Here is an 18994-nt window from a genome sequence, read left to right as displayed (position 1 = left end):
CTACAAGGAATTGCCATTCGCCGAAAACCGGGGTAGCAACACCGCAATAAACAGCAGCATCAACAGGGTGAACACCCCACCGAGGGTAAACGCAACAGCAAAACTGGTGTATTCGGCCAGCGCGCCCAACAGAAACGGGGCCAGAAACTGAACCCCGCGGTTTGCCATCAACCGCATGCCCAGTGCGCTGGGCCTGCGCTCGGGGGCAACATGTTCCGCCAAAATGACCATGGACAGGGGTTGCGACACCCCCGAGCCGATACCCACCAGCACCGTCAGCAGGGCCAACACAAGCACATTGTTTATAACACCGGTGAATACAATGCCCAGCACCAGGCACACCACGCACCCAACAACCGCTTGGCCGCGCCCCCCCACCAGCATGATCACAGTCGACATAAACGGGCGCACCGCCATGGCGCTCAAGGCGCGCAAACTCAACAGCGCGCCAATGGTAGTGGCGGAAATCTCGAGGTTTTCCAGGTAGACCGGCAGGAACCCCCCGTGGGCGCCGAGAACAAACATCCCGGCCACCGTGAGAGCAATGGACATCTGCACGCCGTGGTTACTTTTCAGCAAGCGCGCCTGGGCGCGGTACCCCGACAGGGCTCTATCGTTAGCATACCGCCGGCTCGCGTCTCCGACCAGAAATGCGGCCCCCAGTACGCCGATCAGCGCCAGGGTGCTCATCACCCCGAAGGTCAGCCCCATCCCGCGCTGATCGATCAGCCAGCCGGCGAGTAACGGACCGACCAGCTGGCCGCCGGAAAGACTGGTGGTGTACCAGCCAAAATACTTTTCCAACGTTGTTCCGGACCCCATCGCAGAGATCACCGTCTGTGCAGCAAGAACCATCAGAATCTGCGCCAACCCGACCATCACCTGCGCGAGGATCAGCCCCGGGTAACCCGGCACCAGCAGCAAGATGACGGGGGCCAGACTCATACCTGCGCCGCCCAGCAGAATCACCTTGCGTCCCCCGAGCGTGGTGATCACGCCACCCATGGGGATCGCCAGTATCAGCGGCAGCAGATAGGGCGCACTGATCACCGCGCCAATCACGAGGGGAGTCGCACCCAGTTGCAGGGCGTACAAAGGGATGGCGATCAGCAGCATCGACTGCACCAGCAGCGCGCTGGTCAGCGCGACGCAGACGGCGTACAGGTTGCGGGTGATGTTGGTGGGAGCTGTGGGATCGGTCGCCTGCACTGGTAGTACACCTGTCCGCTCCGGCAAGAGCGTTGCTGATTGGTAAATGGTGCCGGAAAGGTCGATTGGGCCCGGACACTCTCGGCACCGACCCTGTCGAACCGCCCCTCCGCTGTCAATGCTGACGCCAGAGCCGCCCTCTAAGCACTGGCGATATCAACGGGAGAAGACAGCAAAGTATCCAGAAGCGCCTGCCCCGCAACCGACAATTCGTGATCAGAACGCTGCAAAACACCCACCGGCCGTTCAATGACCGGGGCACGCAGCGGGATACAGACGGCCCCCAATTCGTTCATCTGCCTGATGCACAGAGTGGGAACCGCACTCACTCCCAACCCTCTGGCCACCATGCGACCCACCGTTGCCAGATGATGGCTTTCAAACTCCACCGGAAGGGCGTGCCCACTGGCGGCCAGTGCCTCCTCCAGGGTGTAGCGCACCGCGGACGGCCGTTGCAAAGCGATGAACGGGTGGCACAGCAGCTGATCCCAGACAAGTTCGCTGGCGCCGGCCAAGGGCGAATCCTGGGGCACCACGGCCACAAACCGGTCCCGGTAAAGCGGGGTAAACTGCAGCCTGGACGCGGCGGGAGGCTCAAAAGCGATGCCCAGCTCTACCTTGCCGATCTGCAAGAGATCGAACACCTCTTCATTGATGACGTCCTGAATGGTTACGCCTATATTAGGGTATCGGACCCGAAACTTCTTGAGAATGTCGGGCAGGGTGTTGCCGGCAAATGAGGGGATGGCGGCGATGGTCACCCGCCCCAGGTCCAGACTGAATCGCTGGCGCAATTCATCCTGGGCATTGTCCCAATCTGCGAGCAAACGGCGCGCCAACGGCAACAAGGCTTCCCCTTCTGGCGTTAACTGGACACTCCGGGTGGTGCGACTGAACAGCGCCCCTCCCAGACTCTCCTCAAGCGCCTTGATCGACAGACTGAGGGCTGGCTGGGACAGATGCAGGCGCTCACAGGCCTGAGCAAAACTCAACGTCTGCGCCACGGCAAGAAACGCACGGATCTGTTTCACGGTCATGGGGTCATACCTTCGGTCACGCACTGGTAAGTCCCAGTTTAGCGCCACCAATTAATTTGGAAACCCTATTAATGAATTAGTATTTCAAACTTAACAAATTAACCAACGAGCGTTAGACTTTAATCGATACGCCAACAAAAAAGAGGAAGCGGCACTATGTCCGGTTTTGATAAGCGAGTCAGTTCTTACGAGGAAGCCCTGCAAGGGCTGGAAGACGGGATGACCCTTCTGGCTGGAGGATTCGGCCTGTGCGGTATCCCCGAAAACCTGATCACTGAAATTAAACGCAAGGGCACCCGTGATCTGACGGTGGTGTCAAACAATTGCGGCGTTGACGGGTTTGGCCTGGGTCTCTTGCTTGAAGATCGCCAAATTCGCAAGATGATCGCCTCTTACGTCGGCGAGAACGCCCTTTTTGAGAAACAACTGCTGAATGGCGACCTGGAAGTAGAGCTCACCCCGCAAGGCAACCTGGCAGAACGTTTGCGTGCCGGCGGCGCAGGCATCCCCGCCTTTTTCACCGCCACCGGCTACGGCACCCCCGTCGCGGAAGGCAAGGAAGTGCGCGATTTTAACGGCCGCCCCCACATCCTTGAGCCCGCCATCACCGGCGATTTCGCTATTGTGAAAGGCTGGAAGGCCGACACCTATGGCAACGTGATCTATCGCCACACGGCGCGCAACTTCAACCCGTTGGCAGCCATGGCCGCCAAAGTCACGGTGGTTGAAGTGGAAGAAATTGTTGAACCGGGCATGCTGGACCCCGACGCTATCCATACTCCGGGCATCTACGTCAATCGCCTCATCTGCGGTACTTTCGAGAAGCGGATAGAGCAGCGAACCGTCCGTAGCTAATGGCCAGGCGTTTCAAGTTATCCGACGACCGATACAGAATAAGAGGAAAGGACAATGGCACTCACCCGTGAACAAATGGCACAGCGCATCGCCCAAGAGCTGGAAGACGGATTTTACGTAAACCTGGGCATCGGCATTCCCACCCTGGTGGCAAACTACGTCCCCGACGATATCGAGGTCATGTTGCAATCCGAAAACGGCTTGCTCGGTATGGGCCAGTTTCCCACCGAAGATGAAATCGATGCCGACATGATCAATGCGGGCAAACAAACGGTCACCGCTCTGAAGGGCGCGTCCATCATGGACTCCGCCGATTCCTTTGCAATGATCCGCGGTGGTCATATTGACCTCACAGTTCTGGGCGCCTTCGAGGTGGACGTGAACGGCAACATCGCCTCCTGGATGATCCCCGGAAAGCTGGTCAAGGGCATGGGCGGCGCCATGGACCTGGTAGCCGGTGCAGAAAACATCATCGTCACCATGACCCACGCCTCCAAGTCGGGGGAGTCAAAACTGCTGCAAGAGTGCACCCTGCCCCTCACCGGTGCAGGCTGCATCAGACGCATACTGACCGACCTGGCGTATCTGGAAATCGAAAACGGCGCCTTCGTTCTGAAAGAACGGGCCCCCGGTGTAAGTGTCGACGAGATTGTTGCCAAGACCGCCGGCGAACTGGTGGTCCCCGACCACGTACCGGAAATGAACATCCCCGCCTGACGGCCCGATGTTCGCCTCGGCTAAACAACAAAGCCCCGCCCAGCGGGGCTTTGTTGTTTGACAGCCTCCCCGTACTCCATCCCGGTCGCCTCTCCCGCCTCGCCCAATCGCAATCTGCCAGGTAATCTTCAGGCCGTGCGTTTACTTACTGGCAGGCCGCTGTTAATAGTGGGGACGCTCTTCAGACCAACAACAACCTACTTGCGGGACTTCGCCAATGCAGCAATTCAACCCACGTGCCCTGGAATATCTGAACGCTGTGAAGCGCTTTGGCTCTATCCGTAAAGCAGCGGCCCGCCTGAATGTTGACCCATCCGCCATCAGTCGCCAGATATCGCAACTTGAAGACACGGTCGGCATGGCTGTGTGGGACCGGATGAACACCAGCAACCCTGTTACTCCCGCCGGAGCCGAGCTGCTGCGTTACTATAAACAAATGAAGGCCAGCGAAGCTGCGACACTTTCCCGCCTTCAGGATTTGATTGGCCTGCGCACCGGTGACGTCAGGATCGCGGTCGGTGAAGGTTTCATCAGCGACCTGATATCCTCCTCGCTACAGAGTTTCCTGACGGCCTACACCGGCATTCACATCGACGTGGAGATTGCCGGCGCCAAGGATGCAGTGCAAATGCTGGAAGACGATCAGATTGATTTTGCCGTCACTTACGCACCAGCCCGCAACCCCAAGATGCACTGCCTGGTGGAGAAACACCATCCGCTGGATCTGATTACCCCATACGGCCACCCGCTGTCGCGCACCGATACCCCGTTAACCTTCAGCGACATTGTCAATACCCCCCTGGCCCTCATTGACAGTTCCACCGGTATCGGCCGTCTGGTGAGTCTGGTGCAGGAGGTCAGCCATGTTCGCCTTGAGCCCCGCCTGAAAACCAATTCCGTGGCGGTGGTGAAGAACTTCGTCACCTCCGGTATGGGCATCACGTTTATGCCCCGGCTAACGGTCATCGGGGAAATCCGGGCCCGCAAGATCAGCACGGTGACCATGGCCCACTCTGCGCTGTCGCAGGCACGCGTGTGTGTGCTCTGCGTCAAAGGCCGGGAACTCACGCTGGCAGCCCAGGCGTTTCTGGACCACCTGAAGCAATCGATGTCGTTTCTGATGGTCAACGCTGACGAGGTCGGGTGTTGACTTAAGTGCAACGGCACAGGCCTTGCGATGTCAACACCGCAACAGCTAAAGTACGGGCGCATTCTAAAACTACAAAAAAGGTGATAGTAATATGAAAGTCCTTCGTTTTTTGAAGCCACTGACACTCGGTATCAGCCTCGCAGCGCTGGCCGGCGCCCTCCAGGCGGCTACCATCAACCTCAGCTATAACGGTGCTCCGGATGCCGAAAAAAACGCAGTCCATCTGTTCGCCACTAACCTGAAGCGACTGACGGAGGAGAAGACCGGCGGTGAAGTGACCATCAAGCTGTACCCAAACAGCATGCTCGGTGAAGAACAGGAGCGCATGGAGCAGGTGATCAACACCCCGAGTCTGAACATTGCGTCCTTCGGGGGTATCTCTCCCCTGTTCCCGGAGATCTTCGTCAGTTCCATACCTTTCCTGTTCGACGGCTTTGACACCGCCCGCGCGTTTTTCGACGAGGGCGAGTACTGGCAAGCGGCACGCAAGGCGTTCCATGAAAAAACCGGTGCGCACCTGATGACGGTTGTTGAAGAAGGGGGGTTTCTGGCGTTCACCAACAACAAGCGCCCCATCCGTACTCCGGATGATTTCAAAGGTCTTCGATTCCGGGCCATGGACAGAAGCCAGGTAGCGCTTTACGAGGCCTTTGGTGCGTCCGGGACACCCATCCCCTGGACTGAGGTTTACCTGGCCCTGCGCACTGGTGTCGCTGACGGTCAGATGAACCCGCCGATGTACATCATTCTCGGCAGTCTGCATGAAGTACAGCAATACATGACGCTGGCCAACATTCAGTACTCCGACCAGTTTCTGGTGGCCAATGACGGCCTGCTTAACAATCTGAGCGCCCAGCATCGCACCGCATTGGAAGAAGCTGCCGCCGAAGCCAACGCGATCAATCGCACAGCGGTTCAAAACCAGGTCGAATCACGCATTCAGTTCCTCGCTGATAATGGCGTCGAAGTATACCGCCCCACCGCAGAAGACCTGCGCAAGTTCAAAGAAATAGGCCAGCCGTCTTACCTTGAATGGCTGGAAGAGCAGTCCATCGACAAGAAGTGGATCGACATGGCTCTGCGGGATGCAGAGACCCTGCGGTAACCGGATCAACCAGGGTGCTCGAACGAGCACCCCTGTGAGACTCTCCATGAACATCAAAAAAATCAGGTCCGGTCTGGCCGCAGCTTTGCTGACCGTGGCGACCCTGTTGCTGTGCGCCAACGTCGCTGTGCTTCTGTACGGCGTCGTGACCCGCTATCTGTTAAACCAGTCACCCTTTTGGATGGACGAATTATCACGCTACCTGATCATAGCCAGCGTGATGCTGGTAATGGGCGTGGTCTATCTCAAAGATGCCCACATGCGCGTCACCGTGTTGCAAAACAAACTGCAGGGCAAACTCAGAAAACCCCTCCTGATCTACCACTGGATCATCATTACTACTCTGAGCAGCTATGTATGTTACATCAGCGCACAATACGCGTTATCGGTGGCCAAATTCACCACAATCGGTCTTGGTGTCAGTAAAGCCATTCCCCTGATGGCACTGCCCATCGGCTTTGGCTTGCTCGCCTTGACGTCTTTATTGATGGGGCCTTTTTACCATGAAAACAATAAAGACCTGGAGCACCCCTCATGCTACTAGCGATTTTGGGCACCTTCATAACCAACGTCCTGCTGGGACTGCCGTTATTCATCTGTTTAATTGTCGCGGCCATTATTGGTTTTACCTTTGTGGACATCAGCCTGCTCAGCCGGATGCTTCCGCAGCAGGTGTTCAGTGGCATTGACGTATTTTCACTGATGGCCATTCCCCTGTTTATTCTGGCCGGGAACCTGATGAACGGTTCGGGCCTGACCCCTCAGCTTATCCGTCTGGCCAACTCGATCGTCGGCCACCTCCGGGGCGGCCTCGGTTATGTCAACGTGGTATCCAGTGTGTTTTTTGCCGGCGTTAACGGCTCTGCGGTCGCGGACACCTCGGCCCTGGGGTCGTTACTTGTGCCGCCAATGAAAAAAGAAGGCTACGCGGCCAGCTACGCAGCCGGTCTGACCGCGGGGAGCTCCCTGATAGGCCCCATCATACCGCCAAGTATTTTCATGATCCTGTACGCCTCGCTTACCAACACGTCCGTGGGCGACCTGTTTCTGGCCGGTGTTGTTCCCGGCCTGGTCCTGGGGCTGGCGTTCATGGTCATGAACTGGTTCTACGCGCGTAAAGCCAACATTGCGCCGCAGCACGAACGCGCCAGCATCCAACGCATCCTGATTTCCTTTATTCACGCGTCGCCGGCGCTGATTGCTCCGTTCATCATTGTGGCCGGCATCGTATTCGGTTTTGTAACGCCCACCGAATCGGGTGCCTTGATTGTGGCCTATGCCTTTGCGGTCGGGTTCATCAGTCGCAATCTGACCCTGAAGGCGGCCTGGCAGGCAGTCGCAGAAACCGCGCTCTTGTCCGGCGCCATTTTCCTGATCATTGCCGCGTCAGCCGTGGTCAGCTGGCTGCTCGCCTATGCCCAGGTGCCGGAACACTTTGCCATCTTTTTACAACCCTTTGTGGACAACCCGATAACCATTCTGTTGCTGCTGAGCCTGATTACCTTTGGCGTGGGCATGCTGATGGAAGAAGTGTCTGCACTGATGCTGCTTACCCCGGTGTTTCTGCCGGTTGCGCTGCAGGCCGGCATTGACCCGGTGCATCTGGGCATCGTAATTACCATGAACATCACCATCGCGCTCATCACCCCTCCCATGGGTGCCTGTGTCTTTGTCGCGGCCGCAGTCAGCAAGCTGGATATTACGGTCATGTTCAAAGCCATCTGGCCGTTTGTGCTGGTGGCGCTTATGGCCTTGCTGGTCATTATTTTATTCCCGTCCCTGACGCTATTTCTTCCGAGACTGTTTCAATAAATCATGAATATTTTTAACAATAAAATGATACCTGAACGACCGATGCCCGATTGGAACAAATATCAGGCCACGCCCATCCACGAGAGTTCCGACCCCCTGGTGCCGGTCAGTGTGTCGAAAAAGGTAGGCGTTTATCCGGCCTATTATAAAATGAATGTGGCTAACGCCGTCCCCGAGTGCTACGTGCGCGCACAAGTATTTGAACGGCTGTTGCATGCGGCGAGCCTGCTGCCGGAGGACATCCAACTGGTGGTGCTCGATGGCTGGCGACCTTTCTCGGTACAACAATACTTGTTTGATACGCTGATCGACCTCATCCGGCAGGCCAACACGTATTTAAGCCATGAGCAGGTCGAACTGGAAGCCCGCAATCTGGTATCACCGCCCAGCGCAAACCCCCGAGCACCCAGTCCCCATCTTACCGGCGGATCGGTGGATGTAACTCTGGCCGACCTGGATGGCCGCTTCCTTGATATGGGCACCCTGTTCGACGAAGCAAGCCCCCTGTCCTGGACTTGCGCGCTGGAACGCAAAAACCGCGATCCTAAAGAGCAACAGGCGCGGGACAACCGGCGCCTGCTGTATTCCGCCATGAGCAAGGCGGGGTTTACCAACTTGCCCAGTGAATGGTGGCACTACGATTACGGCAACCAGCTTTGGGCGTACCATTCGGGGGCTGATGCCGCCGCTTACGGGGCCGTCACGCTGCCCGGCATCGATCAGTTATGGCAGAACCAGCTCACCACTCACGCGGCATCGCGCTAGTGTGCAGCCTGCTGGCTGTTCTGAACACCAGGTTTGCAACACGTGGTTATAGCGCGAGTTTCCGGGGATGAAGAAGGGCCAGTCATTGACTGCCGCGCATTCATGCCCACCTGTACCATTTAGAAGTTTACGCAGACTTCAACCAGCCTCGCTCCTTCGCCACACCAGCAACGGAGTGACGAAAAGCGGAACTGTTACCGGGCAAGTCAGCCGGTAACGGCCGCGCCGACCCGGGGGCGAGGTTTCATGCCGCCAGGACCGGCGTCATGCAGAAACACACTGGATTTGGAGTTGATCACCAGACCAATTTCAGAGCCGTCCTGCAACAGTTTACCGTCGGCGCTGTGGCTCTGGTCCACCACAAGCTGGGTGCCGGCAGCGTCAATCAGATAACGCACCTGGGCGCCCAAAAATTCGCGATGGGCGATCTTGCCAACCATCATGCCCGGTGTAATCTGCTCCGACAAGCTGATATTCTGCGGCCGCAGGACCAGGTTGCCCGGGCCCGGCTGCGTGGCGTGCAAACTGACTTTCTCGCCCGATTTCAGGGTCATGATATGCGCACCGTTTTCGACCGACACCTCTCCCGCAATGATGTTGGCGGTGCCTAGGAATTTCGCCACAAACAGGTTTTCCGGATGATCGTACAGGTGCTGGGGAGTGCCCACCTGCTGGACAATCCCCTGATCCAGCAGGGCCATGCGATCGGATGTGGTGTTGGCCTCTTCCTGGTCGTGGGTCACGAAGATTGTGGTCAGCCCCAGCGTGCGTTGCAAACGCAGTATCTCCCGCCGCATTTGGACGCGCAGATTGGCGTCCAGGTTCGACAAGGGTTCATCCAGCAATAATACGTCCGGTTCGATGGCTACCGTGCGGGCAAGAGCCACCCGCTGTTGTTGGCCACCGGACAGTTGCGACGGCATCCGTGCATGAAAATCCAGAAGCCCGACCAACTCCAGCGCCGCATCCACTTTTTCGTTGATCTGCTTTTTCGGCATCTTTTTCTCAACCAGACCAAAGGCCACATTGTCACGGACGGACAGGTGGGGCCACAGGGCATAGCTCTGGAACACCATGCCCACGTTCCGTTCCCATGGGGGCAGCTTGGTGATATCGCGCCCACCGATTTCAATGCGCCCAACCGGAGCCGGGCCAAAGCCGGCAATCGCCCGCAACAGGGTGGATTTCCCCGACCCTGACGGGCCAAGAAACGCAAAAAACTCACCTGGCTCGATGGACAGGTTCACGCCTTTAAGGACTTTGGTTTTGCCAAACGACAGGTGGACATCCGAAATCTCGATACCCAGTTTTTTTGATTGTTTCATGTCGATTCCTTATGCAGCTTCGCTGCCGCTGCGATTTTTACGTTCTTTGTCAATGATGAACTGCGCAGTGAGTGTACCCAGCGCAACAATCACCACGGCAAGAATGCCGAGGGCTGCACCGGTACCGCGCCCGGACGGTGTTTGCATGAACACATAGATGCCGTAGGACAGTGGCGCGTCGTTGGCGGAACTGACCAGCATAAGCGTCGCTGACAGCTCAACGGCGGCTGTGGCAAAGCTGGTGACAAATCCGGCCAGAATACCGCCCGACATCAACGGCACCACCACCCTGCGTATGGTGGACCCTTTGGTGGCACCCAGGCTCTCGGCCGCTTCTTCAAGACTGAGACTGATCTGTTGCAGTGCCGCCATACAGGCACGCAACGCATAGGGTAGCCGGCGAATAGTGAGCGCAATCACAATAATGACCCACCAGGACGCCAGTGGTTTGCCGATCAACGGCACATCAAAGTCATTGAAGGTTCTGAGATAGCCGATGCCAAGCACAACCCCGGGAATGGCAAGCGCTGCCGTTGCCATATAGTCCAGCCACTGTCGCCCCACCAGTTTGGTGCGCAAGACAATGTAGGCAATGGCCGTCCCCAGAATAATATCCAGGAATGCCGCCGCTCCAGCGTAGATCAGCGTATTCATGATGTAGCCGCCGGACTGACTAAACATGTCGACGAAGTTTTGAATCGTGTAGCCGTCTGGCAGCGGTGCAAAAGACCAGATGGTGCCAAACGCAAGCAGCAACAATGCGATGTGCGGTGACAACACCAACAGAAGAATCAAGCCCACGATGGCGTACGCCAGCAGGTTTTCTGAAGGCGATAAACTTCGGCGTGCCAAGCCTCCGCCACCCTTTTGTGTGGTGGTGTAATCCTTGCCTCGCATGAACAGAAAACTGACCCAGAGCGAAAACACGGAGAAGGCCACAAGGATGAAACTGATTACATAGCCCATCGGATCCGAAATACCAATGGAGGTGATCCGCAGATAGGCTTGCGGGGCCAGCATATTGTTGACGTTGAGCAGCAGCGGCGTGCCCAGATCATCAAACACCTTGATGAACACCAGGGCGGCACCCGCCAAATAACCCGGCGAGGCAAGTGGAAAGACCACCCGCCGAAACAGCCGGAAGCCATGGGCGCCAAGGTTCTGGGCGCTCTCTTCCATGGAGCGATCTATGTTGCGCAAGCTGGTTGAGAGATTGATCAGAATGAAGGGGAAGTAATGCACGCTTTGCACAAGAATCACGCCGTTCAGCCCCTCCATGAACGGAATGTTAATGCCGTAATCTGCCAGCAGCAGGTTGATCGTGCCATTTCGGCCGAACAATAGCTGCATCGCCACCGCGCCGACGAACGGCGGCATGATCAGCGGAATAAAGCCCAAACTCTGGATTACGGTAGAACCGCTGAATTCGAAGCGGGTCGTGATATAGGCGAGCGGCAGCGCAATGATGGTCGCAAGAACCACCGACATTGCGGAGGCGTAGAAACTGTTAAAGAAGGATTCGCGAAACAGCGAAGAGCTAAAGAAGTCCCCGAAGTTTTGAAGCGTGAATGCGCCGGTGCCTGGATCAAGAAAGGCAACGTAAATCACCTTGGCCACCGGCAGGATCAAAAACCCGAACAAGAAGATCGTGATACATATCGCAGCAATTACCGGACCAGACAGGCGTGGGAACAATCGATCGGCAAACCCGGACCAACCCCTCTTTATCGTCACAGAAGAACTCATGGCAATATCCCTTTTAAACCGGAAACCATGCCAGGCCTGGCGGCCCGGCATGGACGGGGAAGAGGCTTAGAGCAGGCTGGCTGCCCGATCGGCAAGCTCTGTGGCTTTGGCGTAGTTGGCAACGACCTCAGCATCCCACTGCTGCTCGATCTGTGCCTGACGTCCTTCGACAACGTCCGTTGCGGCTTTGCGCTTTTGCTTGAAGATCGCAACGAATTCCGGGTCATGGGCTCTGGCTTTATCGACTGGCATCGCGGCTATCAGAGCACGGGCTTCATCGATCAGCTTCTGGGCTTCTGCATTATTCTGGCTGCCCAGTTTTTTCTCCGCCTTCTGCACAGCTTGCACGGCTTTTTGCAGATCGTTCAGGCGGTAGGTGATCATCACGTCGAACAAGGAGTTGACCACGTTGTAGCGCTGGCCTGACAGGTCTACGTCAAAATTTACGGTTGCCTTGATCGAGCCATCAAACGGGTTGGGAAAACCTTCCGGGGTGTTTTTATAGGCGTCGACGTTCACCGGCAGACGGCGAATTTCAGGTAGCATCAAGATCTCCTGCCCTTCAGTGGACAACAGAAACTTCACGAAATCCGCAGCAATCTCGGCATTCGGTGCATTTTTTACAATACCGACATTGGCCGGCACAATGGCGGTTGTACTTGGATAAACAAAATCAACCGGGAATCCTGAGGCCTTGGAGGCGAGGCCAAAGAAATCGATCACTATGCCGAGGCCGGTCTGGCCAGAGTTGACGCCGTCGGGCACACCAAAGCTGCGCTCGGTAACGGTTGAGAAGTTACCCGCAATGAACTTCCATTTAGCCCAGCCGTCTTCCCAGCCATCCCCTTGCAGCAACGCTTCCACCGTCAGATGCGTGGTGCCGGAGCGTGACGGCGCGGACATACCCACATGGCCAAAATATTCCGGTTTGGCCAGATCTTCCCACTCGGCAGGAACAGGAAGCTTTTTTGCGGCCAGATAACGTTCGTTATACATGATGCCGTAACCGGCGGCCGCGAACCCCTGGTAATAGCCTTCCGGGTCATTCATCGGAAAGCCGCTTATGTTATCCGGGATTTGCTCATTCGCAATACCAGTCTTCAGCAGCAAACCATCATTTTTCAATACTTCGAAGGCATCCGGTGCAGATGCCCAAAACAAATCAGTGGTGTTTGATGAGGCAGTTTCCTGAATGTATTTCACGCCAGAAGACGTGGACTTGTTAATGATTTCCACATCGACATTGGGGTACTTCTTTTCAAAAGCCGCTTCGAATGGCCCGGTCAGGGTCACAGGGAAAGATGTGACGACCACAAGCTTTTCGGCTGCCAAGGCTGGCGTTGCGAGACTCACAACCAGGGCGGAGGCGCTGAGCGCGCGGGTCAAGAACTTCATAGCGTTTCCTCTTGTTTATTATTGTTAAGGTGTTGCCCACCTTACCAAACAAGAGTCGTGCCAAACCTGCAGCTACGCTAACAACCTGAATTACAGAGCATTGACGGATTAGCCGCCGAACCAATGTGTCAAAACCGACTCACGAAGGGTCATAACCGTCCCAAAGCATCAGCCCCGGAACCGCTCTTTGAGGAGTCCGTATTTTTTCATTCGCAGATAAAGCCGTTTGCGCGGAATTTCCATCAACTCAGCCGCACTGGATATTGCGCCATTGGTTTTTTTCAGTTGGTCTGCAATAAAGCGCTTTTCAAAGGCGCCGAGCGCTTCATCAAGATTGGATGCATTTGATGAAGCGGCACTTGAGTCGGGCTGTTCAACGTCAAGCTGGGGTGATAGGCCAACCACGAAACGCTCGGCAAAATTGCGCAACTCCCGGACATTCCCAGGCCATGCCTGTCTGCGAACTTTGTCGAGAAACTTCTGCGTTGGCTCTTCGAATTCAATGTTATGCGCGGTAGCCGCCAGCCTGCAAAAATGCAAAAAAAGCAGATCAATATCCGGCTGTCGCTCCCGCAGAGGCGGCAAACTAATCGAAGCAACATTAAGCCGGTAAACCAGATCGGAGCGTAAGCGCCCTTCGGCCACCAGTTTGTTCACGTCGCCTTTGACCGCGGCAATCACCCGCACATCAAGCTGTTTCGGCCCGTCATTACTGCCAAGGCGCTCTATACTTCTGCTTTCAAGCACGCGCAGCAATCTGGCCTGCAATTCCAGGGGCATGGATTCCAGCTCATCCAGAAACAACGTGCCCTGGTGCGCCCTCTCAAAATAGCCAAGGTGCCGGTTCTCAGCCCCGGTAAACGCACCCCGTTCATGCCCAAAAAAAGCGCTATCCACCAGTGTGTCGGGCAGGGCACCGCAATTGACCGCGATAAACGGGCCATTTCTCCGGGTGGAAAATTCGTGCAGGCAGCCGGCGACTACATCTTTTCCTGTGCCGGTCTCACCGATTACAAGTGCGTCGATATCGATGGCGGCCAGCGCGCCGATATTTTTTCTCACCTCAATTGCCGCTTCCGATCTGCCGATGAACGTCTTGGCCAGACTGTTACTGTCCACGGAGTCGGCTTGCAACTTACGGCTTTCCAACACGAGAGAACGTTGGTCGTGTGCGCGACGAAGGGTTTGGCCCAGGGTCTGCAGATCCACAGGCTTTTCCAGAAAGTCGAAAGCGCCGGTCTTTACCGCCGATATGGCGTCTTTGATCTCGCCATAACCAGTGATCATGATGAAGGGTATGTCTGGATCAATGCGCTGGACCTCATCCAGAAACTGATGTCCGTTCAGTCCCGCCATGCGCAAATCGCTGACAATGACGCCGGGCCAATCGTCACTGAGCTCTTTCAGCGCATCTTCGGCGTGGCAAAAGGCCGATACCGGATAGCCCTCCAGGCCAAAACTTTCGGCAATTTCCTCCAACAGATCGAGATCATCGTCGATAAAGAAAACTGGCTGATTAGCGGTCGAATCGAGCGTCATTTTGCTACCCTTGGCACCAATTCCGTAGACTTATCGATAATTTTAAGACCCAGAGTAGCACGAACGCCCCCACGGGCCTCATTCTTCAGCGTCAGGAAGCCTTTCAGGTCCTGGGCGATATTGTAGGAAATACTCAAGCCCAGGCCGGTGCCCTCGCCCGTCTCTTTCGTCGTCACAAACGGGTCGAACACGGATTGCGACACATCTGGCAAACCTGCGCCGTTGTCAGTGATTTCAACAAGAAAACAACCATTTTTTCGAGAACCAGAGATGGTGATTTCCCCCTCAGCCGTACCGCTAACACGAATCGAGTCCCGGGCATTTGAAATCAGGTTAACCAATACCTGTTCAATCAGAATCAAATCCCCCATTACTTTGATTCCCTCAAACGAAGCTCGGTCAACTCGAATTACAAGTCCGCTCTTATCATTGTATTGCGGGCGAAACAGATCAATGGCACCTTCCACGGCCGCGGCCAGTGTGACCGCTTTGAGCTCAAAGTCCGCGCGCCGGGCAAAGCGGGAGAACTGCTTCACCAAGGCGGCCATGCGGTCGGATACCCGGATGATTTTGCCAAGCGCGTTGGCCTGAGTGACCCGCAATTCGCCGGGGTCATTGTCACACCTTGCCAGCTTGAACCGTGCATTCTGGGCCGCGTATTGAATGGCCGTGATGGGCTGGATCAGTTCGTGTGAGATACCGGCTGAGAGTTGCCCAAGTGCCGCGAGCTTTCCGGCCTGTATCAGTTCAGTCTGCGTGCGTCGCAATTCCTGAACCACTTCTTCACGCTGGGCTATTTCAACCTGCAACCGTTGCAGGTTGCGTTCCCGATCAACGACGGATTGACGAAAAACCTCAATGGCATGGGCCATGCGCCCTATTTCATCGCCTCCGGCATCCAGTGCAGCCACATCGGTCTCACCACGCACAATGGCCTGCATGGCATGGGATATGGCTTTCAGGCGTCTGGTAATTCGGTTACGCACATAAAACCACATAATGGCGACAACGGCGACCAGCCCCAGCACGGCAAGCATCATAATACGAAGCCCGGCACGACGGGTTTCATCGGCGGAATAGTCTGCAACCGCAAGAGCAGTCTGGCGTTTCTCCATGCCCAAATCCTTGAGCGCATTTTGCAGCCCCTCAATTTGACCATGCAGGTGCACTAAAGACTGCAGGGCAGCATCTCTGGCAATGAGATAATCCAAACGCGCCTCCAAAACACTGCCCGGACCTGAAACCATCCCATGCAGTAACAGGATCGATTGCCTTAATGTGATTAATTCCGACAACACCCCAAGCACCTGCAAGTGGTGATCAAGCGAGTCGAGAGTCTCGCCTGCAATATCCTTGAATTCGTTGAGTATTTTAACGTCGTTCGCAGTGGCTCCTTGCAGGATGGTATTGATCGCGAAAGCGCCATCCCGTTCAATTTCCTGCACTATGGCCCGGCGCTTTTCATCTCTCGCCAACCAGGATGCAGCCTGCGCACGTTCCGCCTCGTTCGTGGCATTGACCGCCTGGCGCGCCGAATTGTCCATGTTATAAGACAAGTCTCGCAATAACGGCCTGATCTCACTCTGGAAGTCCGATTGCAACCATCTCAGCTCGTTTATCGAACGGTTTATTGTAGCTTCAAGGGTTTGGCGCCTGGCTGAAAGCTTGGAGAGCAGATCAAGCGCTTGAGCGATTTCCTTCTGGTATTCAGTCAGCTGGTGTTTTTCAATATTGGCTGACTCATCAATTCGGTCAATCAATATTCGCAAGTTATCCAACACCGGCTGATACCCGAGACTCTGCTTATCTGTCACGGCTTTCAGTCGCGGCTCCGCCAGTTTCGTGGCAACGTTGGATAGGTGGTTCGCACTGCTTGCAAGTTCGTTTGCCAGCGTAATGTCGGGGATATGATCCTGGACCAAATCAGAGATGTGCTTTTGTACCTGGGCAAATTGCCAGAGCGTCAGCACCGTAACAATTGAGAGAATTCCGCCGATCAGGACAAACGACGCCAGCAGACGCCCCCAAACACTTTTCATAAATCTTGGTGTTTTGGCTGCTTGCCACACAGACGCAAAAAGAGGGTTACTCATGGTGCCCCAGCCGCGTTGCCGCTGCTTCCAGCCATTCCAATGCAAGATCGCCCCATTCGTTTATCGCTTGTTTTTGTATTGGAAGCAGCGTCGCATAAAGCGAGCCTGGCCCCGGTGCCACACGTAATTTTTCCGCCATGGCCTCAGCTTCAGGTACCGGCATTCGGGTCAGCAGCTGCCTCACCTTTGCCAGATCCGCTCGCATTGCCGGATCCTGCCTCGCCTCCAGAACCCTCAATTTCCGCCAAAGTTCCCTGCGTTGATTCAACTGCAGGGTGATAAACTGATCAAACAATGCATTCACCGCCCAGTAACGATCGGCGGCAAGCTTGGGATCATAGTGAGTCCAGCTGAACTGCAACGCCGCTTCAAGTGCTGGAAAGTCGCTATAATCAACCTGCGCTCTCACACCGGGATCGACTGGAACTCTTCGGATTGAGGGCGTTAAAAGCAAGCGTTGCCCCTCTTCCGATCCCACAAACCGGATGAATCGGTCGGCCAACTCAGGTGACGTACTATTCTCCAGCTTGGCAATCCTGGCTGTTGCCAGAGTTACCGGCCGAGCATAGCGAAATTTCAGGCCATTGCCGGCCTCTGACAGCGCCAGAAAATCAATGTTCAGACCCAACAAAAATCTGGAAGATTTCAGGCCGTCGATAACACCAAAACTGCGCGATGTGATGGTGGCAAGGTTGGCACTCAGTTCAAGCAAGTACGCCCAGCCGTTGTCCCAGCCTCTGTTCTGCAGTATCTGTTCAACAAGCATGTGCGTGGTCCCCGATCGGGACGGGCGCGCTATCCCTATTTGCCCTGCAAATCGCCCATCCAGCAAATCGTTCCACTGCGTGGGTGCCGGCCCGGTCAGTCTGTCCTCGCGCCAACTCCACCCAACAGAAGACAAGGCAAACCCTCTATAGGGCACACCATCCAGGGTTGAGAGATGACCGGACTCACTCAGAAGTTCGAAAGCCTCGGGAGAAGAAGCCCAAAATATGTCAAACCCTCTCTGATTGCCAAGAGCGATCTCGCCCACCGCAAAGTTGGTGTTCTTGTTCAACACCAAAACGTCAACCCCGGGGTTTCTGGCTCTAAAAGCTGCCACGTAGGGTTCGTACACCTGCTCTGTCATTGACGTCAGAATGCGCAAATTCGGTTCTGCATCCGCCACCGTGGAAAGTACCAACAGCACCATGGTTCGAGTAAGAGCGCGAAACCAGTCTCTACAATTCATATACTTTTCCATAAGTATCAGAGCAATCCTTCAAAGGTGGAATCCGAAAGGTTTCGACTAACCCTCTGCACACGCTTTCAACTATGCCTTAAATCTGACGCATGCGTAACCAGCGCTCTCCAAGCGTTGATACTGCGAACGGAGAACGGCAACTGGTGACTGACCTGCACCAGCGGTGCGGGGTCAGTGAACGCCAGGCGGTTGGGGTGCTGTAATTTTCAATGGGCGTCCTGTCGACAGCAAGCCATGGCGCAGGATTCCTCAGCCCCCCCCTTCATTCCAGCAATCGACCTGTGTAACTCCAGCGGCAACGGAAAGGCTGGCGTGAAAGCCACACCTGGGTCTGCCGGCATCATCGCAACCAGGGACTATCACTCCGCCTTAAACGCCCGTAGCGAAACAAGGCGGTCAGGATCCGACAGCCTCCCACGCAGGCGACCAGGTCTGCCGACGATCTTTAAATTGTTCTCTCGCGAGCGCCTTGGCATCGCGGTTGGACAAAGCTTGAAAGGACAGGGTGCTCAGGAAGCCCGGACCGATTGCACCCTTTCGGGGGCACCCCAAATCTCAAAACCGACAACGCAACGGTGCAATCTTTAAAGGGCGACACCGGCAGGAGTGTCTGATCGAAAACCGGTCCTTGTCATTGGCGGACGCCAGAAAGCAGAAAGGCCAGTCATTGACTGGCCTTTTTCAATAGTGGTAACCGGGAGTACAAGCGACCAGCTGCTGCGGCCGCAGCACTACCGCGCGAGGTGCTCCTGAAAGGTGCTGACTCAAATGCCCCACCAATAAAGACAAAAAAGACCAGCTATTCACTGGTCTTTTTTCATGTGGTAGCGGGGAGCAGAAGCGCTCAGCTTCTGCGGCAACAACATCTGGCGCGAAGCGCTCATAAACAGGGCTGCCCCAAAAGCCCCCACAAAAAATCAAAAAAAATGACCAGTCAGTGACTGGTCTTTTTTGATTTGGTAGCGGGGGTCTGGATTCGAACCAACGACCTTCGGGTTATGAG

15 protein-coding genes are annotated in these 18994 nt (G+C 55.7%); 7 read left to right on the top strand and 8 right to left on the bottom strand.

The genetic code is table 11. The features are described from left to right. Positions 1-1209, bottom strand: a complete 1209-nt coding sequence (locus tag BG841_RS11690) for an MFS transporter (RefSeq protein WP_074454344.1) — start codon at positions 1207-1209, stop codon at positions 1-3. Between the two features lie 140 nt (positions 1210-1349). Then, positions 1350-2246 (bottom strand): LysR family transcriptional regulator, encoded by an 897-nt coding sequence (locus BG841_RS11685; RefSeq protein ID WP_070057823.1) that lies wholly within the window; start codon positions 2244-2246, stop codon positions 1350-1352. Between the two features lie 156 nt (positions 2247-2402). Between BG841_RS11685 and BG841_RS11680 the strand changes: the two genes are divergently transcribed. The 7 genes from BG841_RS11680 (at position 2403) to BG841_RS11650 (ending at position 8650) form a co-directional block, all read left to right on the top strand. Then, positions 2403-3101: a CoA transferase subunit A gene (locus BG841_RS11680; protein WP_070057822.1), complete on the top strand. Its 699-nt coding sequence runs from the start codon at positions 2403-2405 to the stop codon at positions 3099-3101. Between the two features lie 54 nt (positions 3102-3155). Next, entirely contained in the window at positions 3156-3818 is a 663-nt protein-coding gene (locus tag BG841_RS11675; RefSeq protein WP_070057821.1) for a CoA transferase subunit B, read from the top strand. Positions 3819-4035: 217 nt separating this feature from the next. Continuing rightward, a complete protein-coding gene (locus tag BG841_RS11670; RefSeq protein WP_070057820.1) occupies positions 4036-4968 on the top strand; it encodes a LysR family transcriptional regulator in 933 nt (310 codons plus the stop codon). Between the two features lie 91 nt (positions 4969-5059). Then, a complete protein-coding gene (dctP, locus tag BG841_RS11665) occupies positions 5060-6073 on the top strand; it encodes a TRAP transporter substrate-binding protein DctP (protein WP_070057819.1) in 1014 nt (337 codons plus the stop codon). A gap of 46 nt (positions 6074-6119) precedes the next feature. Continuing rightward, positions 6120-6617 (top strand): TRAP transporter small permease, encoded by a 498-nt coding sequence (locus BG841_RS11660; protein WP_070057818.1) that lies wholly within the window; start codon positions 6120-6122, stop codon positions 6615-6617. Beyond that, positions 6608-7885 (top strand): TRAP transporter large permease, encoded by a 1278-nt coding sequence (locus BG841_RS11655; protein ID WP_070057817.1) that lies wholly within the window; start codon positions 6608-6610, stop codon positions 7883-7885. The genes BG841_RS11660 and BG841_RS11655 overlap by 10 nt, the downstream gene beginning before the upstream one ends. A gap of 42 nt (positions 7886-7927) precedes the next feature. Continuing rightward, a complete protein-coding gene (locus BG841_RS11650; protein ID WP_198929183.1) occupies positions 7928-8650 on the top strand; it encodes a M15 family metallopeptidase in 723 nt (240 codons plus the stop codon). Positions 8651-8856: 206 nt separating this feature from the next. Here BG841_RS11650 and BG841_RS11645 read toward each other — a convergent pair whose 3' ends face one another. The 6 genes from BG841_RS11645 to BG841_RS11620 form a co-directional block, all read right to left on the bottom strand. Then, a complete protein-coding gene (locus BG841_RS11645) occupies positions 8857-9975 on the bottom strand; it encodes an ABC transporter ATP-binding protein (RefSeq protein WP_070057815.1) in 1119 nt (372 codons plus the stop codon). A 9-nt stretch (positions 9976-9984) separates the two neighbouring features. Next, the gene (locus BG841_RS11640; protein WP_083260252.1) at positions 9985-11721 is read right to left on the bottom strand and encodes an ABC transporter permease; all 1737 of its coding nucleotides are present in this window, start codon (positions 11719-11721) and stop codon (positions 9985-9987) included. A gap of 66 nt (positions 11722-11787) precedes the next feature. Continuing rightward, positions 11788-13116, bottom strand: a complete 1329-nt coding sequence (locus BG841_RS11635; RefSeq protein ID WP_070057813.1) for an ABC transporter substrate-binding protein — start codon at positions 13114-13116, stop codon at positions 11788-11790. A gap of 168 nt (positions 13117-13284) precedes the next feature. Further along, entirely contained in the window at positions 13285-14655 is a 1371-nt protein-coding gene (locus BG841_RS11630) for a sigma-54-dependent transcriptional regulator (RefSeq protein ID WP_070057812.1), read from the bottom strand. Beyond that, the gene (locus BG841_RS11625; RefSeq protein ID WP_083260251.1) at positions 14652-16748 is read right to left on the bottom strand and encodes an ATP-binding protein; all 2097 of its coding nucleotides are present in this window, start codon (positions 16746-16748) and stop codon (positions 14652-14654) included. Before BG841_RS11625 ends, BG841_RS11630 begins: the two co-directional genes overlap by 4 nt. Next, positions 16741-17991 (bottom strand): ABC transporter substrate-binding protein, encoded by a 1251-nt coding sequence (locus BG841_RS11620; RefSeq protein ID WP_070057810.1) that lies wholly within the window; start codon positions 17989-17991, stop codon positions 16741-16743. Before BG841_RS11620 ends, BG841_RS11625 begins: the two co-directional genes overlap by 8 nt. Between the last annotated feature and the right edge of the window lie 1003 nt (positions 17992-18994).

This window comes from Marinobacter sp. X15-166B (assembly GCF_001752365.1).
Taxonomy (GTDB): Bacteria; Pseudomonadota; Gammaproteobacteria; order Pseudomonadales; family Oleiphilaceae; genus Marinobacter.
This window is presented reverse-complemented; position numbering and strand designations above follow the sequence as displayed.